14 protein-coding genes and 1 pseudogene are annotated in these 18,433 nt (G+C 62.0%); 13 read left to right on the top strand and 2 right to left on the bottom strand.

What is annotated here, in order from left to right; translation table 11 throughout:
• The first annotated feature begins 438 nt into the window (after window positions 1-438).
• From secE to NKJ72_RS30060, 9 genes are all read left to right on the top strand, one after another.
• A complete protein-coding gene (gene secE / locus NKJ72_RS30100; protein ID WP_023680439.1) occupies window positions 439-642 on the top strand; it encodes a preprotein translocase subunit SecE in 204 nt (67 codons plus the stop codon).
• 27 nt (window positions 643-669) lie between these two features.
• Window positions 670-1,197, top strand: coding sequence for a transcription termination/antitermination protein NusG (gene nusG, locus NKJ72_RS30095; protein ID WP_006333333.1), 528 nt, complete (start codon window positions 670-672; stop codon window positions 1,195-1,197).
• A 160-nt stretch (window positions 1,198-1,357) separates the two neighbouring features.
• Window positions 1,358-1,786 carry a 50S ribosomal protein L11 gene (rplK, locus tag NKJ72_RS30090; RefSeq protein WP_254817141.1) on the top strand — a complete coding sequence of 143 codons (429 nt, stop codon included), beginning with the start codon at window positions 1,358-1,360 and terminating at the stop codon, window positions 1,784-1,786.
• A 4-nt stretch (window positions 1,787-1,790) separates the two neighbouring features.
• Complete coding sequence (gene rplA / locus NKJ72_RS30085; RefSeq protein WP_254817142.1) at window positions 1,791-2,489, top strand: 50S ribosomal protein L1; 699 nt, start codon at window positions 1,791-1,793, stop codon at window positions 2,487-2,489.
• Between the two features lie 392 nt (window positions 2,490-2,881).
• Window positions 2,882-3,400, top strand: a complete 519-nt coding sequence (rplJ, locus tag NKJ72_RS30080; protein ID WP_008875657.1) for a 50S ribosomal protein L10 — start codon at window positions 2,882-2,884, stop codon at window positions 3,398-3,400.
• A 54-nt stretch (window positions 3,401-3,454) separates the two neighbouring features.
• Complete coding sequence (gene rplL / locus NKJ72_RS30075) at window positions 3,455-3,832, top strand: 50S ribosomal protein L7/L12 (protein WP_140752948.1); 378 nt, start codon at window positions 3,455-3,457, stop codon at window positions 3,830-3,832.
• A gap of 282 nt (window positions 3,833-4,114) precedes the next feature.
• Window positions 4,115-8,251 carry a DNA-directed RNA polymerase subunit beta gene (gene rpoB, locus NKJ72_RS30070; protein ID WP_254817143.1) on the top strand — a complete coding sequence of 1,379 codons (4,137 nt, stop codon included), beginning with the start codon at window positions 4,115-4,117 and terminating at the stop codon, window positions 8,249-8,251.
• A 188-nt stretch (window positions 8,252-8,439) separates the two neighbouring features.
• Entirely contained in the window at window positions 8,440-12,636 is a 4,197-nt protein-coding gene (gene rpoC, locus NKJ72_RS30065; RefSeq protein ID WP_352480675.1) for a DNA-directed RNA polymerase subunit beta', read from the top strand.
• Between the two features lie 85 nt (window positions 12,637-12,721).
• A complete protein-coding gene (locus NKJ72_RS30060; protein ID WP_352480673.1) occupies window positions 12,722-13,387 on the top strand; it encodes an O-methyltransferase in 666 nt (221 codons plus the stop codon).
• A gap of 48 nt (window positions 13,388-13,435) precedes the next feature.
• On the opposite strand, the gene NKJ72_RS30055 is transcribed toward NKJ72_RS30060, so the two are convergent.
• Both NKJ72_RS30055 and NKJ72_RS30050 read right to left on the bottom strand, forming a co-directional pair.
• The gene (locus NKJ72_RS30055; RefSeq protein WP_352480671.1) at window positions 13,436-14,365 is read right to left on the bottom strand and encodes a Gfo/Idh/MocA family protein; all 930 of its coding nucleotides are present in this window, start codon (window positions 14,363-14,365) and stop codon (window positions 13,436-13,438) included.
• A gap of 123 nt (window positions 14,366-14,488) precedes the next feature.
• Window positions 14,489-14,770, bottom strand: a complete 282-nt coding sequence (locus NKJ72_RS30050) for a transcriptional regulator (RefSeq protein WP_254817147.1) — start codon at window positions 14,768-14,770, stop codon at window positions 14,489-14,491.
• 462 nt (window positions 14,771-15,232) lie between these two features.
• Here NKJ72_RS30050 and rpsL point away from each other — a divergent pair, with 462 nt between their 5' ends.
• The 4 genes and pseudogenes from rpsL to NKJ72_RS30030 all read left to right on the top strand — a co-directional run.
• Window positions 15,233-15,604, top strand: coding sequence for a 30S ribosomal protein S12 (gene rpsL / locus NKJ72_RS30045; RefSeq protein WP_006333356.1), 372 nt, complete (start codon window positions 15,233-15,235; stop codon window positions 15,602-15,604).
• An 85-nt stretch (window positions 15,605-15,689) separates the two neighbouring features.
• Window positions 15,690-16,160, top strand: a complete 471-nt coding sequence (gene rpsG / locus NKJ72_RS30040) for a 30S ribosomal protein S7 (RefSeq protein WP_008875664.1) — start codon at window positions 15,690-15,692, stop codon at window positions 16,158-16,160.
• 30 nt (window positions 16,161-16,190) lie between these two features.
• Window positions 16,191-18,281, top strand: a complete 2,091-nt coding sequence (gene fusA / locus NKJ72_RS30035) for an elongation factor G (protein WP_254817148.1) — start codon at window positions 16,191-16,193, stop codon at window positions 18,279-18,281.
• Between the two features lie 67 nt (window positions 18,282-18,348).
• Window positions 18,349-18,433 (top strand): annotated as a pseudogene (locus NKJ72_RS30030) (GTP-binding protein); the annotation flags it as partial.

Here is an 18,433-nt window from a genome sequence, read left to right as displayed (position 1 = left end):
CGGCATCAACACCTCCCGGCAAAAACCGAAAAGTGTTACCTATGTGTCCGGTACAAATCGTCACCTATGTCTCGGGCCGCTCAATGGATGCCTAAAACGATTCTTTTGCAGTGCGGCCTTTGAAAATCGGCTTGTGACTTGCCATATAGGTCGAGTTGCGGCATAAGGGCCGCATAGCCGGGACGGGACGACTGGATGGTTCCGAGGCGGCGTTTGGCCATAAAGCGGACACTTGCCACTTGCGTGGATCAAGAATCGGTTTTATGTAGACGAGACAGACACGCGACGCGTGGAGCTGGGAAGCCGGCTTTACGCGTCTGATTTGCATGGGCGAAATGATCGCGCTGATTCGGCGCGAACGCACGCTCAAGCGGCACGTCCCGGCCAGCGGGATCATCCAGGAGACCCGGCCAACGGGTCTTGCAGACAGAGCGGCATATGGCTTCGAAAACCACAAATCCCTTCACCTTTCTCCAGCAGGTTCGCGCGGAGACCGCCAAGGTCACTTGGCCGTCGCGGCGCGAAACGATGATCTCGACGGTGATGGTCCTTGTGTTCGCGGTCATCGCGATGATCTTTTTCTTTACCGCAGACGTGGCCATGGGCTTTGCGGTCGAAAAAATCCTCGGCCTCGGACAGTAAGTCCGGCGATTACGGAGAAGTCTTGAAATGACCGCGCGGTGGTACATCGTCCACGCCTACTCGAACTTTGAAAAGAAGGTCGCCGAGGACATCGAGAACAAGGCCAAGCAGAAGGGCCTGTCCGCCGACATCGAGCAGATCGTGGTGCCGACCGAGAAGGTCGTCGAGATCCGCCGCGGCCGCAAGGTCGATGCCGAGCGCAAGTTCTTTCCGGGCTATGTGCTGCTGAAGGCCAATCTGACCGACGCTGTGTTCTCGCTCGTCAAGAACACGCCGAAGGTTACCGGTTTCCTGGGCGACTCCAAGCCGGTGCCGATCACCGAAGCCGAGGCCCAGCGTATCCTGAACCAGGTTCAGGAGGGCGTCGAGCGGCCGAAGCCGTCGGTGACGTTCGAGATCGGCGAAGCGATCCGCGTTTCGGATGGACCATTCGCGTCCTTCAACGGTTTCGTCCAGGAAGTGGACGAGGAGCGGGCGCGGCTCAAGGTGGAAGTTTCGATCTTCGGGCGCGCTGTGCCGGTCGATCTGGAATTCGGACAGGTCGAGAAGGGCTGATCCGAAATCCCTGCACCGGTTTCGGCGGCAGGGAAGGCGGCGCGGAGATCGTGCGGCCAAAAGCGGGTGGGAGGCGAATGCGGCTTTAGCCGGCCGCGCGGACCGCACCACCAGACTGCAACCGCCGGCAAGACCGGCATGAGAAAAGGCAGGAAGAGAGATGGCTAAGAAAATTGCAGGCCAGCTCAAGCTCCAGGTTTCCGCGGGATCGGCCACGCCGTCGCCCCCGATCGGCCCGGCGCTTGGTCAGCGTGGCATCAACATCATGGAGTTCTGCAAGGCATTCAACGCGCAGACCCAGGAAATGGAAAAGGGTTCGCCGGTTCCGGTCGTCATCACCTACTACCAGGACAAGTCGTTCACCTTCGTCATGAAGACGCCGCCGGTGAGCTATTTCCTGAAGAAGGCCGCCAACCTGAAGTCGGGTTCCAAGGAGCCGGGCAAGCTCAAGGCCGGTACGATCGGCCGCGACAAGGTGCGCGCCATCGCCGAGCAGAAGATGAAGGATCTGAACGCAAACGACGTCGAGGCGGCCATGCGCATGGTCGAGGGCTCCGCCCGCTCGATGGGTCTGGAAGTGGTGGGCTGAGATCATGGCAAAGATTGCAAAGCGTGTATCGAAGACCCGCGAAGGCATCGATCCCAACAAGGCCTACGCTTTGGGTGAGGCGCTGAAGCTGCTCAAGGATCGTTCCTCGGTGAAGTTCGATGAGACGGTTGAAGTCGCGATGAACCTCGGCGTCGATCCCCGCCATGCCGACCAGATGGTCCGCGGCGTGGTCAATCTGCCGAACGGCACCGGCCGCAGCGTTCGCGTCGCCGTGTTCGCGCGCGGTGACAAGGCCGAGGAGGCCAAGGCCGCCGGCGCCGACATCGTCGGAGCCGAGGACTTGGTCGACATCGTCCAGAAGGGCACGATCGACTTTGACCGCTGCATCGCCACGCCGGACATGATGCCGCTGGTCGGCCGTCTCGGCAAGGTGCTCGGTCCGCGCGGCATGATGCCGAACCCGAAGGTCGGCACCGTCACCACTGACGTTGCCGCCGCTGTCAAGGCATCGAAGGGCGGCGCCGTCGAGTTCCGCGTCGAGAAGGCCGGCATCGTTCATGCCGGCGTGGGCAAGGTGTCGTTCGACGTCAAGGCGCTGGAAGAAAACGTCCGCGCCTTCGCAGACGCGGTGACCAGGGCAAAGCCGGCTGGGGCCAAGGGTAACTACGTCAAGAAGGTGTCGGTCACCTCGACGATGGGCCCGGGCCTTAAGCTCGATGTCTCGACGCTCGCAGCGTCCTGATACGAACAATTGGATCGGCCGCTAAAACGCTGATCCGTGAAAGAATTCCGGGCCTCCGACCTGTCGGCGGCCCGGTACCGGAAGTCGAAAAGGCTTCCGGACATCCTGTCCGAGATTGCAGGCGGCCCCCAAGCCTTAGGTGATGTGGGCCTTAATTCATGTGGGCCTGCATGAGACGGGTGAAGACCGGACAAAGGGGCGAAAGCTCCAATGAAAGGTTCGAACCGTGTTTGCCTTTTGTCTGCGCACCGTCCGGCTTGCCGGCAGGTGTGGCGAAAGGGGGCAGGATCCTCGAGCGTCGTTCGGGAGATCCGTTACTGGATGGCCCGGCCGGCAAAAGGCAACCCGACGCCTGTCCTTCGTAGAGGGCAGGGGTCAACTGGAGATAGGCAGTGGACAGAGCGGAAAAACGCGAACTCGTCACGGGCCTGAATGATGCGTTTTCAAGCGCTGGTTCAGTCGTCGTGGCCCACTACGCCGGTATCACCGTCGCGCAAATGAACGACCTTCGGTCGAAAATGCGCGCCGCCGGTGGCACCGTCAAAGTCGCGAAGAACCGTCTCGCCAAAATCGCTCTTCAGGGCACGGACTCCGCATCGATCATCGAGCTGTTCAAGGGACAGACGCTGATCGCCTATTCGGAGGATCCGATTGCGGCGCCGAAGGTCGCGTCCGATTTCGCCAAGGGAAATGACAAGCTCGTCATTCTCGGTGGCGCAATGGGCACCACCTCGCTCAACGCCGACGGTGTGAAGGCACTCGCCACACTTCCGTCGCTCGATGAGCTGCGCGCCAGGCTGGTTGGCATGATCGCCACGCCGGCAACCCGGATCGCCCAGATCGTCAATGCGCCTGCGGCCTCGGTCGCGCGCGTCATCGGCGCTTACGCCCGGAAGGACGAGGCGGCATGAGGCCGTTCCTCGCTATCACAAACACACGTTCGAACCTTATGAAGGAACATTGCAATGGCTGATCTGGCAAAGATCGTAGACGACCTTTCGAAGCTGACCGTCCTCGAGGCGGCCGAGCTGTCGAAGCTTCTTGAAGAAAAGTGGGGCGTTTCCGCCGCTGCTCCGGTGGCGGTTGCCGCTGCCGGCGGCGCTGCGGCCGCTGCTGCTCCTGTCGAGGAAAAGACGGAATTCGACGTCGTCCTCACCGAGGCAGGCGCTCAGAAGATCAACGTCATCAAGGAAGTTCGCGCCATCACCGGTCTTGGCCTCAAGGAAGCCAAGGACCTGGTCGAGGCGGCTCCGAAGCCGGTCAAGGAAGGCGTTTCCAAGGCCGACGCGGACAAGTTCAAGGCCCAGCTGGAAGCAGCCGGCGCCAAGGTTGAACTGAAGTAAGCGTTGAGTACCGGCGGATGGCGTCGCGCCGTCCGCCACTCCCTTCACGTCTAGGGGAGGCTCATAGCGCGAAGAGTGCGAAAACCTCTTTCCTGAGGGCCGCAAACCGGCCTTCAGGAAACGGGTTTTCTCCCGTTTCTGGCCCACCGCCAATTGGTGGTGGGTGAAAAGACAAGAAGCCGCCGACAGGCGGCGGGCAACAAGACAGGGCCGCCAAGGTGGCCCGAGATGCAAGGCGAGCCGCGGCGAGGCTCGTCCCGAGAATTGAGCTAAGGAGCGACGATGGCCCAGACCCAGACTTTCAATGGCCGCAGACGCGTACGCAAGTTTTTCGGAAAGATCCCGGAAGTTGCGGAGATGCCGAACCTGATCGAGGTTCAGAAGGCATCCTATGACCAGTTCCTGATGGTGGAGGAGCCCAAGGGCGGGCGTCCTGACGAGGGGCTGCAGGCAGTTTTCAAGTCGGTCTTCCCGATTTCCGATTTTTCCGGCTCCTCGATGCTGGAATTCGTGAAGTACGAGTTCGAGGGACCGAAATTCGACGTTGACGAATGCCGTCAGCGCGACCTGACCTACGCGGCGCCGCTCAAGGTGACGCTGCGCCTCATCGTATTCGATATCGACGAGGATACCGGCGCGAAGTCGATCAAGGACATCAAGGAGCAGGACGTTTACATGGGCGACATGCCGCTCATGACCTTGAACGGCACCTTCATCGTCAACGGCACCGAGCGCGTCATCGTCTCGCAGATGCACCGTTCGCCGGGCGTCTTCTTCGACCATGACAAGGGCAAGTCGCACTCGTCCGGCAAGCTTCTGTTTGCCGCGCGCGTCATTCCCTATCGCGGCTCATGGCTCGACATCGAGTTCGATAGCAAGGACGTCGTGCACGCCCGTATCGACCGCCGCCGCAAGATTCCGGTCACGTCGCTGCTGATGGCGCTCGGCATGGACGGCGAAGAGATCCTGTCGACCTTCTACAACAAGATCACCTACAAGCGCGCCGGCGACCATTGGCGTATCCCGTTCAACGTCGAGCGTTTCCGCGGCCTCAAGGCCGTTGGTGACCTGGTTGACGCCGACACCGGCGAGGTCGTCGTCGAGGCCGGCAAGAAGATCACTGCCCGCCAGGCCAGGGCGCTTGGCGAAAAGGGTCTCAAGGCGATCAAGGCGACCGACGAGGATCTGCTCGGCAACTATCTCGCCGAGGATATCGTCAACTATGCGACCGGTGAGATATTCCTCGAAGCCGGCGACGAGATCGACGAAAAGACGCTGAAAGTGCTGCTCGGCACCGGCGAGGACGAGATCAAGGTTCTCGACATCGACCATGTCAACGTCGGCGCCTACATCCGCAACACGCTCAACGTCGACAAGAACGAGAGCCGCCAGGACGCGCTGTTCGACATCTATCGTGTCATGCGCCCGGGCGAGCCGCCGACGCTCGAGACCGCCGAAGCCATGTTCAACTCGCTGTTCTTCGACAGCGAGCGCTACGACTTGTCGGCCGTCGGCCGCGTCAAGATGAACATGCGCCTCGAGCTCAAGGCCGAGGACACCGTGCGCGTGCTGCGCAAAGAGGACATCCTGGCCGTGGTCAAGACGCTGGTCGAACTGCGCGACGGCAAGGGCGAGATCGACGACATCGACAATCTCGGCAATCGCCGCGTGCGCTCGGTCGGCGAGCTGATGGAGAACCAGTACCGCGTCGGGCTGCTGCGCATGGAGCGCGCGATCAAGGAACGCATGTCCTCGATCGAGATCGACACGGTGATGCCGCAGGACCTGATCAACGCCAAGCCGGCGGCTGCCGCCGTGCGCGAGTTCTTCGGTTCCTCGCAGCTGTCGCAGTTCATGGATCAGACCAACCCGCTGTCGGAGATCACCCACAAGCGCCGTCTTTCGGCGCTTGGACCGGGCGGTCTGACCCGCGAGCGTGCCGGTTTCGAAGTGCGCGACGTGCATCCGACGCATTACGGTCGCATCTGCCCGATCGAGACGCCGGAAGGCCCGAATATCGGCCTGATCAACTCGCTGGCGACCTTCGCGCGGGTCAACAAATACGGCTTCATCGAGAGCCCGTACCGCAAGATCGTCAATGGCAAGCTGACCAATGAGGTCGTTTACCTGTCGGCTATGGAAGAGGCCAAGCACCACGTCGCGCAGGCCAATGCCGAGCTCGACAAGAATGGTCATTTCGTCGACGAATTCGTCATTTGCCGCAACGCCGGCGAAGTGATGATGGCGCCGCGCGAAAACGTCGATCTGATGGACGTATCGCCGAAGCAGATGGTGTCGGTGGCCGCGGCCCTGATCCCGTTCCTCGAGAACGACGACGCCAACCGTGCGCTGATGGGCTCGAATATGCAGCGTCAGGCCGTGCCGCTGGTGCGCGCCGAAGCGCCGTTCGTCGGCACTGGCATGGAGCCGATCGTCGCCCGTGACTCGGGCGCCGCCATCGGCGCCCGCCGCGGCGGCATCGTCGACCAGGTGGACGCGACGCGTATCGTCATCCGCGCCACGGAAGATCTCGATCCCGGCAAGTCCGGCGTCGATATCTACCGGCTGATGAAGTTCCAGCGTTCGAACCAGAACACCTGCATCAACCAGCGTCCGCTGGTGCGCATGGGCGACCGGGTCAACAAGGGCGACATCATTGCCGACGGCCCGTCGACCGAGCTCGGCGATCTGGCCCTCGGCCGCAACGTGCTGGTCGCGTTCATGCCGTGGAACGGCTACAACTACGAGGATTCCATCCTTCTGTCCGAGCGCATCGTCGCCGACGACGTCTTCACCTCGATCCACATCGAGGAATTCGAAGTCATGGCCCGCGACACCAAGCTCGGGCCGGAGGAGATCACGCGCGATATCCCGAACGTCTCGGAAGAAGCGCTGAAGAACCTCGATGAGGCCGGCATCGTCTACATCGGTGCGGAAGTGCAGCCGGGCGACATCCTGGTCGGCAAGATCACGCCGAAGGGCGAAAGCCCGATGACGCCGGAAGAAAAGCTGCTGCGCGCCATCTTCGGTGAAAAGGCCTCGGACGTGCGCGACACCTCGATGCGCATGCCTCCGGGAACCTTCGGCACCGTCGTCGAAGTGCGTGTCTTCAACCGCCACGGCGTCGAGAAGGACGAGCGCGCCATGGCGATCGAGCGCGAGGAGATCGAACGCCTCGCCAAGGACCGCGACGACGAGCAGGCGATCCTCGACCGCAACGTCTATTCGCGCCTTTCCGACGTTCTTGTCGGCAAGGAAGCGATTGCCGGGCCGAAGGGCTTCAAGAAGGGCTCGAAGCTGTCGAAGGACACGCTGGACGAGTACCCGCGTTCGCAGTGGTGGCAGTTTGCCGTGGAGAACGAAAAGCTCCAGAGCGAGCTGGAAGCCCTGCGTGGCCAGTACGACGATTCCAAGAAGGCGCTCGAGCAGCGCTTCATGGACAAGGTCGAGAAGGTGCAGCGCGGCGACGAAATGCCTCCGGGCGTCATGAAGATGGTCAAGGTCTTCGTGGCCGTGAAGCGCAAGATGCAGCCCGGCGACAAGATGGCCGGCCGGCACGGCAACAAGGGTGTCGTGTCGCGGATCGTTCCGGTCGAGGACATGCCTTTCCTCGAGGACGGCACGCATGCCGATATCGTGCTCAACCCGCTGGGTGTGCCGTCGCGCATGAATGTCGGCCAGATCCTGGAAACGCATCTGGGCTGGGCTTGCGCCGGAATGGGCAAGAAGATCGGCGATCTGATCGACGCGTACAAGACGGCGGGCGACATCAAGCCGCTGCGCAAGACGCTCGAGAGCTTCATGCCGGCCAACGACCGCAACGAGCCGATCCGCGAATATGACGACGAGAGCATCATTCGCCTCAGCGAGCAGATGCGCCGCGGCGTCTCCATCGCGACACCGGTGTTCGACGGCGCGCACGAGGCCGACATCAACATCATGCTGGAGCAGGCGGGCCTGCACACCAGCGGTCAGTCGCAGCTCTATGACGGACGCACCGGCGAGCCGTTCGATCGCAAAGTGACGATGGGCTATATATATATGCTCAAGCTTCACCACCTTGTGGACGACAAGATCCACGCGCGTTCGATCGGGCCGTACTCGCTCGTTACCCAGCAGCCGCTGGGCGGCAAGGCGCAGTTCGGTGGCCAGCGCTTTGGCGAGATGGAGGTCTGGGCGCTCGAAGCATACGGCGCCGCCTACACGCTGCAGGAGATGCTGACGGTGAAGTCGGACGACGTCGCCGGCCGCACCAAGGTCTACGAGGCGATCGTCAGGGGCGACGACACCTTCGAGGCCGGCATCCCCGAGAGCTTCAACGTTCTCGTCAAGGAAATGCGGTCTCTCGGCCTCAACGTCGAGCTGGAGAACACCAAGCTCGACGAAAACCCGATCCGGCTGCCCGACGCGGCCGAATAAGCAAGACGTCCGGCCGCGGTCTTCCCGCGACCGGACGCCGAGCATGATCCCGAAAAGTGGTTACCGGTTTTCGGCCAAGATCATGCTCAAACAACAGAGTTTCTTCGGCCGATGGCCGATCAAGTCGGCGGGCGTTTGGCCCGCGCTAGATGCAAGGGGTTTTCGAGGACCCCGAAAAGGAGAACGGCATGAACCAAGAGGTCATGAATCTCTTCAATCCCCAGGCGCCCGCGCAGGTGTTCGATTCCATCCGGATCTCGCTTGCCAGCCCTGAGAAGATTCTGTCCTGGTCGTTCGGCGAGATCAAGAAGCCGGAGACCATCAACTACCGCACCTTCAAGCCGGAGCGTGACGGCCTGTTCTGCGCACGCATTTTTGGTCCGATCAAGGACTATGAGTGCCTGTGCGGCAAGTACAAGCGCATGAAGTACAAGGGCGTCATCTGCGAGAAGTGCGGCGTCGAAGTCACGCTGTCGCGCGTCCGCCGCGAGCGCATGGGCCATATCGAGCTGGCGGCACCGGTCGCCCACATCTGGTTCCTGAAGTCGCTGCCGTCGCGCATCGGCACGCTGCTCGACATGACCTTGAAGGACATCGAGCGCGTCCTCTATTTCGAGAACTACATCGTCACCGAACCCGGCTTGACCGCGCTGAAGGAGCACCAGCTGCTCAGCGAGGAAGAGTACATGATGGCCGTCGACGAGTATGGCGAGGATTCGTTCACCGCCATGATTGGCGCCGAGGCGATCCACGACCTGCTGGCCGGCATGGACCTCGAGAAGATCGCCGGCGATCTGCGCTCGGAACTGGCTTCGACCACCACCGAGCTCAAGCAGAAGAAGTACCTGAAGCGGCTCAAGGTCGTCGAGAACTTCATGGAGTCCGGCAACCGTCCGGAATGGATGATCATGAAAGTGGTTCCGGTGATCCCGCCGGACCTGCGCCCGCTTGTCCCGCTGGACGGCGGCCGTTTCGCCACGTCTGATCTGAACGATCTCTATCGCCGCGTCATCAACCGCAACAACCGCCTGAAGCGGCTGATCGAGCTGCGCGCGCCCGGCATCATCGTGCGCAATGAAAAGCGCATGCTGCAGGAAGCCGTCGATGCACTGTTCGACAACGGCCGTCGCGGCCGCGTCATCACCGGCGCCAACAAGCGTCCGCTGAAGTCGCTGTCCGACATGCTGAAGGGCAAGCAGGGCCGGTTCCGCCAGAACCTGCTCGGCAAGCGCGTCGACTATTCCGGCCGTTCGGTCATCGTCACCGGTCCCGAGCTCAAGCTGCACCAGTGCGGCCTGCCAAAGAAGATGGCGCTCGAACTGTTCAAGCCCTTCATCTACGCCCGTCTCGACGCCAAGGGTTACTCCTCGACCGTCAAGCAGGCGAAGAAGTTGGTCGAGAAGGAGCGTCCGGAGGTCTGGGATATCCTCGACGAGGTCATCCGCGAGCATCCGGTGCTGTTGAACCGCGCGCCGACGCTGCACCGCCTCGGCATCCAGGCGTTCGAGCCGATCCTGATCGAAGGCAAGGCGATCCAGCTTCACCCGCTGGTCTGCACGGCCTTCAACGCCGACTTCGACGGCGACCAGATGGCGGTCCACGTGCCGCTGTCGCTGGAAGCGCAGCTCGAAGCCCGCGTGCTGATGATGTCGACCAACAACATCCTGCACCCGGCTTCCGGTGCGCCGATCATCGTGCCGTCGCAGGACATGGTTCTCGGTCTCTACTATCTCTCGATCGTCAACCAGAACGAGCCGGGCGAGGGCATGGTGTTTGCCGACATGGGCGAACTCCAGCACGCGCTCGAGACCAAGGCGGTGACACTGCATGCCAAGATCAAGGGGCGCTTCCGTACGGTCGACGCCGACGGCAAGGTCGTGTCGAAGATCTACGACACTACGCCTGGCCGCATGATCATCGGCGAACTTCTGCCGAAGAACCACAATGTGCCGTACGAGACCGCCAACCAGGAGATGACCAAGAAGAACATCTCCAAGATGATCGACACCGTCTACCGCCATTGCGGTCAGAAGGAGACGGTCATTTTCTGCGATCGCATCATGGCTCTCGGCTTCAGCCACGCCTGCCGTGCCGGCATTTCGTTCGGCAAGGACGACATGCTGATTCCGGACGCCAAGATCAAGCTGGTGTCCGACACCGAGGCTTTGGCCAAGGAGTACGAGCAGCAGTACAATGACGGCCTGATCACCCAGGGCGAGAAGTACAACAAGGTCGTCGACGCCTGGGCCAAGTGCTCGGAAAAGGTCGCCGACGAAATGATGGCCCGCATCAAGGCTGTCGAGTTCGAGGACAACGGCCGTCAGAAGCCGATGAACTCGATCTACATGATGTCGCACTCCGGTGCGCGCGGTTCGCCCACCCAGATGCGCCAGCTTGCCGGCATGCGCGGCCTGATGGCCAAGCCTAGCGGTGAAATCATCGAGACGCCGATCATCTCGAACTTCAAGGAAGGCCTCACCGTGCTCGAGTACTTCAACTCGACCCACGGCGCCCGCAAGGGTCTGGCCGACACCGCCTTGAAGACGGCGAACTCGGGTTATCTGACGCGTCGTCTCGTTGACGTGGCGCAGGACTGCATCGTCAACTCGCTCGACTGCGGCACCGACAAGGGCCTCACTATGCAGCCGATCGTCGATGCCGGTCAGGTCGTCGCCTCGGTTGGCCAGCGCGTTCTCGGCCGCACCTCGCTCGACGACATCACCCACCCGGTCACCGGCGAGGTTCTGGTCAAGGCCGGAACGCTGATGGACGAGCGTGACGTGGAACTGATCGAAAAGGCCGGCGTGCAGTCGGTCCGCATCCGTTCGGCGCTGACCTGCGAGGTCAGGGTCGGCGTCTGCGCGGTCTGCTACGGACGCGATCTGGCCCGCGGCACTCCCGTTAACCAGGGCGAGGCTGTCGGCGTCATCGCGGCGCAGTCGATCGGCGAGCCGGGCACCCAGCTCACCATGCGTACCTTCCACATGGGCGGCACGGCGCAGGTGGTGGATTCCTCGTTCCTTGAAGCCTCGTACGAGGGCAAGGTCGAGATCCGCAACCGCAACGTGGTGCGCAACTCCGACGGCCAGCTGATGGTCATGGGCCGCAATATGGCGGTGCTGATCCTCGACGAGGCCGGCAAGGAACGCGCCACGCACCGCGTCACCTACGGTTCGCGCATCTTCGTCGACGATGGCGACAAGGTGAAGCGCGGCCAGCGTATCGCCGAGTGGGATCCTTATACCCGCCCGGTCCTCACCGAAATCGAGGGCAAGGTCGCGTTCGAGGATCTGGTCGACGGCATTTCCGTTCAGGAAACCGCCGACGAATCGACCGGCATCACCAAGCGCGAGGTCATCGACTGGCGTTCGACGCCACGCGGCAACGACCTCAAGCCGGCGATCGCCGTCCTGGATGCCAAGGGTAAGGTCGGCAAGCTGTCGAAGGGTGGCGACGCCCGCTTCCTGCTCTCGGTCGAGGCCATTCTTTCGGTCGAGCCGGGCGCACAGGTTCGCCCCGGCGACGTGCTGGCGCGTATTCCGATGGAGAGCGCCAAGACCAAGGACATCACCGGCGGTCTGCCGCGTGTTGCCGAGCTGTTCGAGGCACGCCGTCCGAAGGATCACGCCATCATCGCTGAGATCGATGGCACGATCCGCTTCGGCCGCGACTACAAGAACAAGCGCCGTATCATCATCGAACCGCATGACTCGACGCTTGAGCCGGTCGAATACCTGATCCCGAAGGGCAAGCCGTTCCATCTCCAGGACGGCGACGTCATCGAGAAGGGCGACTACATCCTCGACGGCAATCCGGCGCCGCACGACATCCTGGCGATCAAGGGCGTGGAGGCGCTTGCCTCCTACCTCGTCAACGAGATCCAGGAAGTCTACCGACTGCAGGGCGTGTCGATCAACGACAAGCACATAGAGGTGATCGTTCGCCAGATGCTGCAGAAAGTCGAGATCACCACGCAGGGCGATTCGACCTACATTCCGGGCGACCACGTCGACGTGATCGAACTGGAAGAGGTCAACGAGCGCCTGGTCGAGGAAGGCAAGAAGCCGGCAGAAGGCCAGCCGGTGCTGCTCGGCATCACCAAGGCCTCGCTGCAGACGCCGTCCTTCATCTCGGCCGCCTCCTTCCAGGAGACGACGAGGGTGCTGACCGAAGCTGCGGTTGCCGGCAAGACCGACATGCTGCAGGGCCTGAAGGAAAACGTCATCGTCGGCCGGCTGATCCCGGCCGGCACCGGCGGCACGATGAGCCAGATCCGGCGCATCGCCACCTCGCGCGACGAGCTGATCATCGACGAGCGCCGCAAGGCGTCTGGCGTCGAGGTCGCCGAGCCGATGCTGACCGACATGGCTTCCGCCGCGCAGTAAGCGCGCAAGAAAGAGAAGATAGAAAAGGGGCCCAAGTGGCCCCTTTTCGCATTTTGGTTCTCTAATCGGATCGGAGAAGAAAACGATGAGCATGAAGACCTGGGCTTCTGTCGACGACTACATTGTCGAGGCTCTTTTCGATGCGGATCCCGCCCTCGATGCCGTTCTGGCGGCTAACCATGACCACGGCCTGCCGGCGATCGATGTTTCGCCGGCACAGGGCAAGCTGCTGTCACTTCTTGCGCGAATGCAGGGAGCTAAGAAGGTACTCGAAATCGGCACGTTGGGCGGCTATTCGACAATCTGGATGGCGCGAGCGTTGCCCGTGGACGGCAAGGTCGTGACGCTCGAGCTTGATCCGCACCACGCCAGTGTCGCGCGGTCGAACTTTGAACGCGCAGGGGTGTCGGACCGGGTAGAACTGCGGGTCGGACCGGCGCTTCAATCGCTTGCGGCGTTAGGCGCCGAGAATGCCGGGCCGTTCGACTTCATCTTCATCGACGCCGACAAGCCGAACAACCCGCACTATCTGTCCTGGGCCATGCGTCTTTCGAGGCCGGGGACCGTCATCGTCTGCGACAATGTCATCCGTGACGGCGCGGTGGTGAATGAAGATGGTCGTGACGCCAATGTCGAAGGGGCACGCGCGGCGTTTTCGTTCATCGGCGGCGACAAGCGTCTGGAAGGCACCGCGATCCAGACTGTTGGCGCCAAGGGCTATGACGGCTTTGCCATAGCGATCGTCAATTGAATTTGCGCGGTGAGTGGCCGGACATGCGATCCGGCCGACGCCCGCTGATCAATCGAAAAACGCTTCCACCACATTGCGCCTGCCCAGCATGAAGGCGTCGGCGACGTGCTGCAGGGGCGCGAGGTCGACGTCGGAGGTGCCGGCGCGCACGATCTCGGCGAATCGCTTGTAGAGCATCGGGTATTCCGCTTCCGGCTCCTCGTGAACGACGCGGCCATCGACAGCGAGCTTCGAGCCGCCGCCAGAAAGCGCCATCGATCCGGCCTCGGTGTCGGCCAGAATGTCCCAGCTCTGCGGGCCGGTCTGGCGCCAGTCGAGTTCCATCGTCACCGGCAGACCGTTCGAAGTGCGGAAGGCGATATGGGCGGCGATTGGAGCCGCGCGGTTTTCGGGGAAATCGAGCTCTGCCGAACTGATGAACATTGGCGGCAGGATGTGGGTGGCGATCGACAGTGCGTTGATGCCGGGATCGAAGACGCCGAAGCCGCCCGGTGCCCAGATCCACTCCTGGTTCGGATGCCAGCGGCGGACATCTTCCTTCCAGATGATGGCGGCCGATCTGATTTTGGTTGAACCGAGGAAAGCGCGAGCCGCCTCGACAGCCGGCGCATAGCGTGAATGCCAACTGGCGAACAGCGAGACGCCGTTCGCTGCCGCCAGCGCCTTCAGGTCCTCGACCTCGCTGACGGTCGCGCCCGGCGGCTTTTCCAGGAAGACATGCTTTTTCGCCACCAGCGCCGTGCGTGCGGCGTCATAACGGAACTGCGGCGGCATGCACAGCGACACCGCCTCGAGCTCCGGCACCGCGTCGAGCATCGCCTCGATCGTCGGGAAATTCGGGATGTCTTCGACTTTGCCGTGGCGGCTCGCTGCGGCGACCAGGCGATAATCCTGGTCCTTCGCCAAGGCCGGCAGGTGCTGGTCGCGGACGATCTTTCCCACGCCGACGATGCCGAGCTTGATGGGACTAGAGGACATGGGAGCTCCGCAGGTTGAGTGTGCTTGGTTTTACCAGAGGTCGCTTCTTAGCAGAGAACTTGTGTCGGGCAAGTCGCCGGGCTTTTGTCGCCGGCCGTGAGATCGACCGGGATTCAGATCTCTTCAGATCGGCACATCGAAGGTCACGATCGACACTTCGCCTTCGAGCGCGCCCTGATAGGCGGACAGATGCGGCTCCTCGTCGGGCACGCCGTCCAGGTCACCGATCTGGTCGAGCTCGGCCTCGGCGTAACCTTCCGCGGCAAGTGATTCGAGAGCGCGGCGCACCGCCGAATCGTCGTCCGGGGCGACCAGCATCACATGCACGCCTTCCGGCTTGCCGCCTTTGCGCTTCCACACCCGGCCGGTAATAATGGTGACCGGGCGCTCCTCATTGTCATTCACGGGTTCGTACCTCCGGGCGAGGGGTTTTGGGCTGTTCATGCCGCCTTTTCGCACGAAGCACGGCGTGGAAACAGCCGCAAGCCGGTCACTTTCTGCCTTCCTCTTGAAAAACGGCGCAAGAAAATTACATGCGTTTTTCGCATGGCTGCCAAACCTCGGGTTCAGCGCAATATTTGCCGCTCCGGGGTTGACGGACAGTGGCCACACGAGTAGAAGCCGCCCAGTCAGAACCGATGTGAGGCTCTCGCTTCCGAAGCGACACGCTTTGGAGTTTGCCTCAAACAGGGTTCGTTTTACGAGCGAAAAGACATTTCCGGCGTGCATGAAGCGGCTTCCGCTTCCTCTGCCATTTGTTCGGGCAAGACCGCGAGGCGCGGTTTGTGGCCCGAATTTGCGTATGGAAATGACGCTTTGAGCGGCCCTGACCGGGCAAGACACGGAATTGAGAGACAAGAGGGTTTAATGCCTACCGTCAACCAGCTGATCCGCAAGCCGCGCATTGCGCCGGTGAAGCGCAACAAGGTCCCGGCCATGCAGCAGAACCCGCAGAAGCGGGGCGTCTGCACGCGCGTCTACACGACGACGCCGAAGAAGCCGAACTCCGCGCTGCGCAAGGTGGCCAAGATCCGCCTGACCAATGGTTTTGAAGTGATCGGTTACATCCCCGGCGAAGGCCACAACCTTCAGGAACACTCGGTGGTGATGATCCGCGGCGGCCGCGTCAAGGATCTTCCGGGCGTCCGTTACCACATCATCCGCGGCGTGCTCGACACGCAAGGCGTGAAGAACCGCAAGCAGCGCCGTTCGAAATACGGCGCCAAGCGTCCGAAGTGACCGAAGCGTAGCCAAGGTCGTTCCGGACGGCGTCAAGCGACGATCCGGGATCCAGGCCACCGCGTAGAATTGAGGCAGAGAAAAAATGTCCCGTCGTCACAGTGCAGAAAAGCGTGAGATCAATCCGGACCCGAAGTTCGGCGACCTGATCGTCACCAAGTTCATGAATGCCGTCATGTATGATGGCAAGAAGTCGGTTGCCGAGACCATCGTCTACGGCGCGCTCGACCAGGTCCAGTCCAAGACCAAGCAGGAGCCGGTCACCGTCTTCCATCAGGCGCTCGACAATGTCGCGCCACATGTGGAAGTGCGTTCGCGCCGCGTCGGCGGCGCCACATACCAGGTTCCGGTCGACGTGCGACCCGAGCGCCGTCAGGCATTGGCCATCCGCTGGCTGATCGCCGCCGCCCGCAACCGCAACGAGACCACCATGGTCGATCGCCTCTCCGGCGAGCTGATGGACGCGGCCAACAACCGCGGCACCGCCGTCAAGAAGCGTGAAGACACCCACAAGATGGCAGAAGCCAACCGCGCTTTCGCGCACTACCGCTGGTAAAGCGCGAACGAGACTGAAGAGGCACCTCCCATGGCCCGCGAATATAAAATCGAAGACTACCGCAATTTCGGTATCATGGCGCATATCGACGCCGGCAAGACGACGACCACCGAGCGCGTCCTCTATTACACGGGCAAGTCGCACAAGATCGGCGAAGTCCACGACGGGGCTGCGACCATGGATTGGATGGAGCAGGAGCAGGAGCGCGGCATCACCATCACGTCGGCCGCCACCACGACCTTCTGGAAGGGTCGCGACGGCAAGATGTATCGCTTCAACATCATCGACACCCCCGGCCATGTCGACTTCACCATCGAGGTCGAGCGTTCGCTGCGCGTGCTCGACGGCGCCATCGCGCTGCTCGATGCCAATGCCGGTGTCGAGCCGCAGACGGAGACCGTCTGGCGCCAGGCCGACAAGTATCGCGTGCCGCGCATGATCTTCTGCAACAAGATGGACAAGATCGGCGCCGACTTTTACCGCTCGGTCGAGATGATCGGTTCGCGCCTCGGTGCGCATGCCGTCGTCATGCAGTTGCCGATCGGCGCCGAGACCGAGTTCAAGGGTGTCGTCGATCTCGTCGAGATGAACGCGCTGGTCTGGCGCGACGAGACGCTGGGCGCTGCCTGGGACATCGTCGAGATCCCTGCCGACCTCAAGGCTCGTGCCGAAGAATACCGCGAGAAGATGATTGAGGCCGCCGTCGAAATGGACGAAACGGCGCTCGAGAATTACCTCGAAGGCAAGATGCCGAGCAACGACGAGATCCGTGCACTCATCCGCAAGGGCACGATCGCGGTGAAGTTCTATCCGATGTTCTGCGGCTCGGCCTTCAAGAACAAGGGCGTGCAGCCGCTGCTCGACGCCGTCGTCGAATATCTGCCGTCGCCGGCCGATGTCCCTGCCATCAAGGGCGTCGACGCCAAGACCGACGCCGAGATCGAGCGTCATGCCGACGACAACGAGCCGCTGTCGATGCTCGCCTTCAAGATCATGAACGACCCGTTCGTCGGTTCACTCACCTTTGCCCGCATCTATTCGGGCAAGCTCACCAAGGGCATCTCGGTCGACAACACCGTGAAGGGCAAGAAAGAGCGCATCGGCCGCATGTTGCAGATGCATGCGAATTCGCGCGCCGACGTCGAAGAGGCATTTGCCGGCGACATCGTCGCCCTCGCTGGTCTCAAGGACACCACCACCGGCGACACGCTCAGTGATCCGCTGCATCCGGTCATCCTCGAGCGCATGGAATTCCCCGATCCGGTCATCCAGATCGCCATCGAGCCGAAGACCAAGAACGACCAGGAAAAGATGGGCCTCGCCCTTCACCGCCTGGCCGCCGAGGATCCGTCCTTCCGCGTCAAGACCGACGAGGAAAGCGGCCAGACCATCATCTCCGGCATGGGCGAACTTCACCTCGACATCATCGTCGACCGCATGCGCCGCGAGTTCAAGGTCGAGGCCAATGTCGGCGCACCGCAGGTGGCCTACCGCGAGACGATCACCCGCAAGCACGAGCAGGACTACACGCACAAGAAGCAGACCGGCGGTACCGGCCAGTTCGCCCGCGTCAAGATCCTGTTCGAGCCGAATCCGGAAAGCAGCGAATTCGAGTTCGAAACCAAGATTGTCGGCGGCGCTGTGCCGAAGGAATACATCCCCGGTGTCGAAAAGGGCATCAACAGCGTCATGACCTCGGGCCCGTTCGCCGGCTTCCCGATGATCGGCGTCAAGGCGACGCTGATCGATGGCGCCTACCACGACGTGGACTCGTCGGTTCTGGCCTTCGAAATCGCCGGCCGCGCCTGCTTCCGTGAAGCAGCGCCCAAGCTTGGCGTGCAGTTGCTCGAGCCGATCATGAAGGTCGAGGTGGTGACGCCGGAAGATTACGTCGGCAGCGTTATCGGCGACCTGAACGGCCGTCGTGGCCAGATCCAGGGCCAGGAGGCCCGCGGCGTCGCGGTGGTCATCAACGCGATGGTGCCGCTCGCCAACATGTTCAAATACGTGGACAACCTTCGCTCGATGAGCCAAGGCCGCGCGGCCTACACGATGCAGTTCGACCATTACGAGCCGGTCCCGACCGCGGTCGCCCAGGAAGTCCAGAAGAAATACGCGTAACTCGAAACGAGTTGCACCAGTAACTTAATTCAAGGCCCGCACGGGCTGGCAGGAATGGAGAGATCACATGGCAAAAGGTAAATTCGAGCGCACTAAGCCTCATGTGAACATTGGCACGATTGGTCACGTCGACCATGGCAAGACGTCGCTGA

Source organism: Mesorhizobium sp. M0045 (genome assembly GCF_040323385.1).
In the GTDB taxonomy this organism is placed as follows: domain Bacteria; phylum Pseudomonadota; class Alphaproteobacteria; order Rhizobiales; family Rhizobiaceae; genus Mesorhizobium.
The sequence above is the reverse complement of the archived record's forward strand: the minus strand, read 5'-3'. Positions and strand labels throughout refer to the sequence as shown.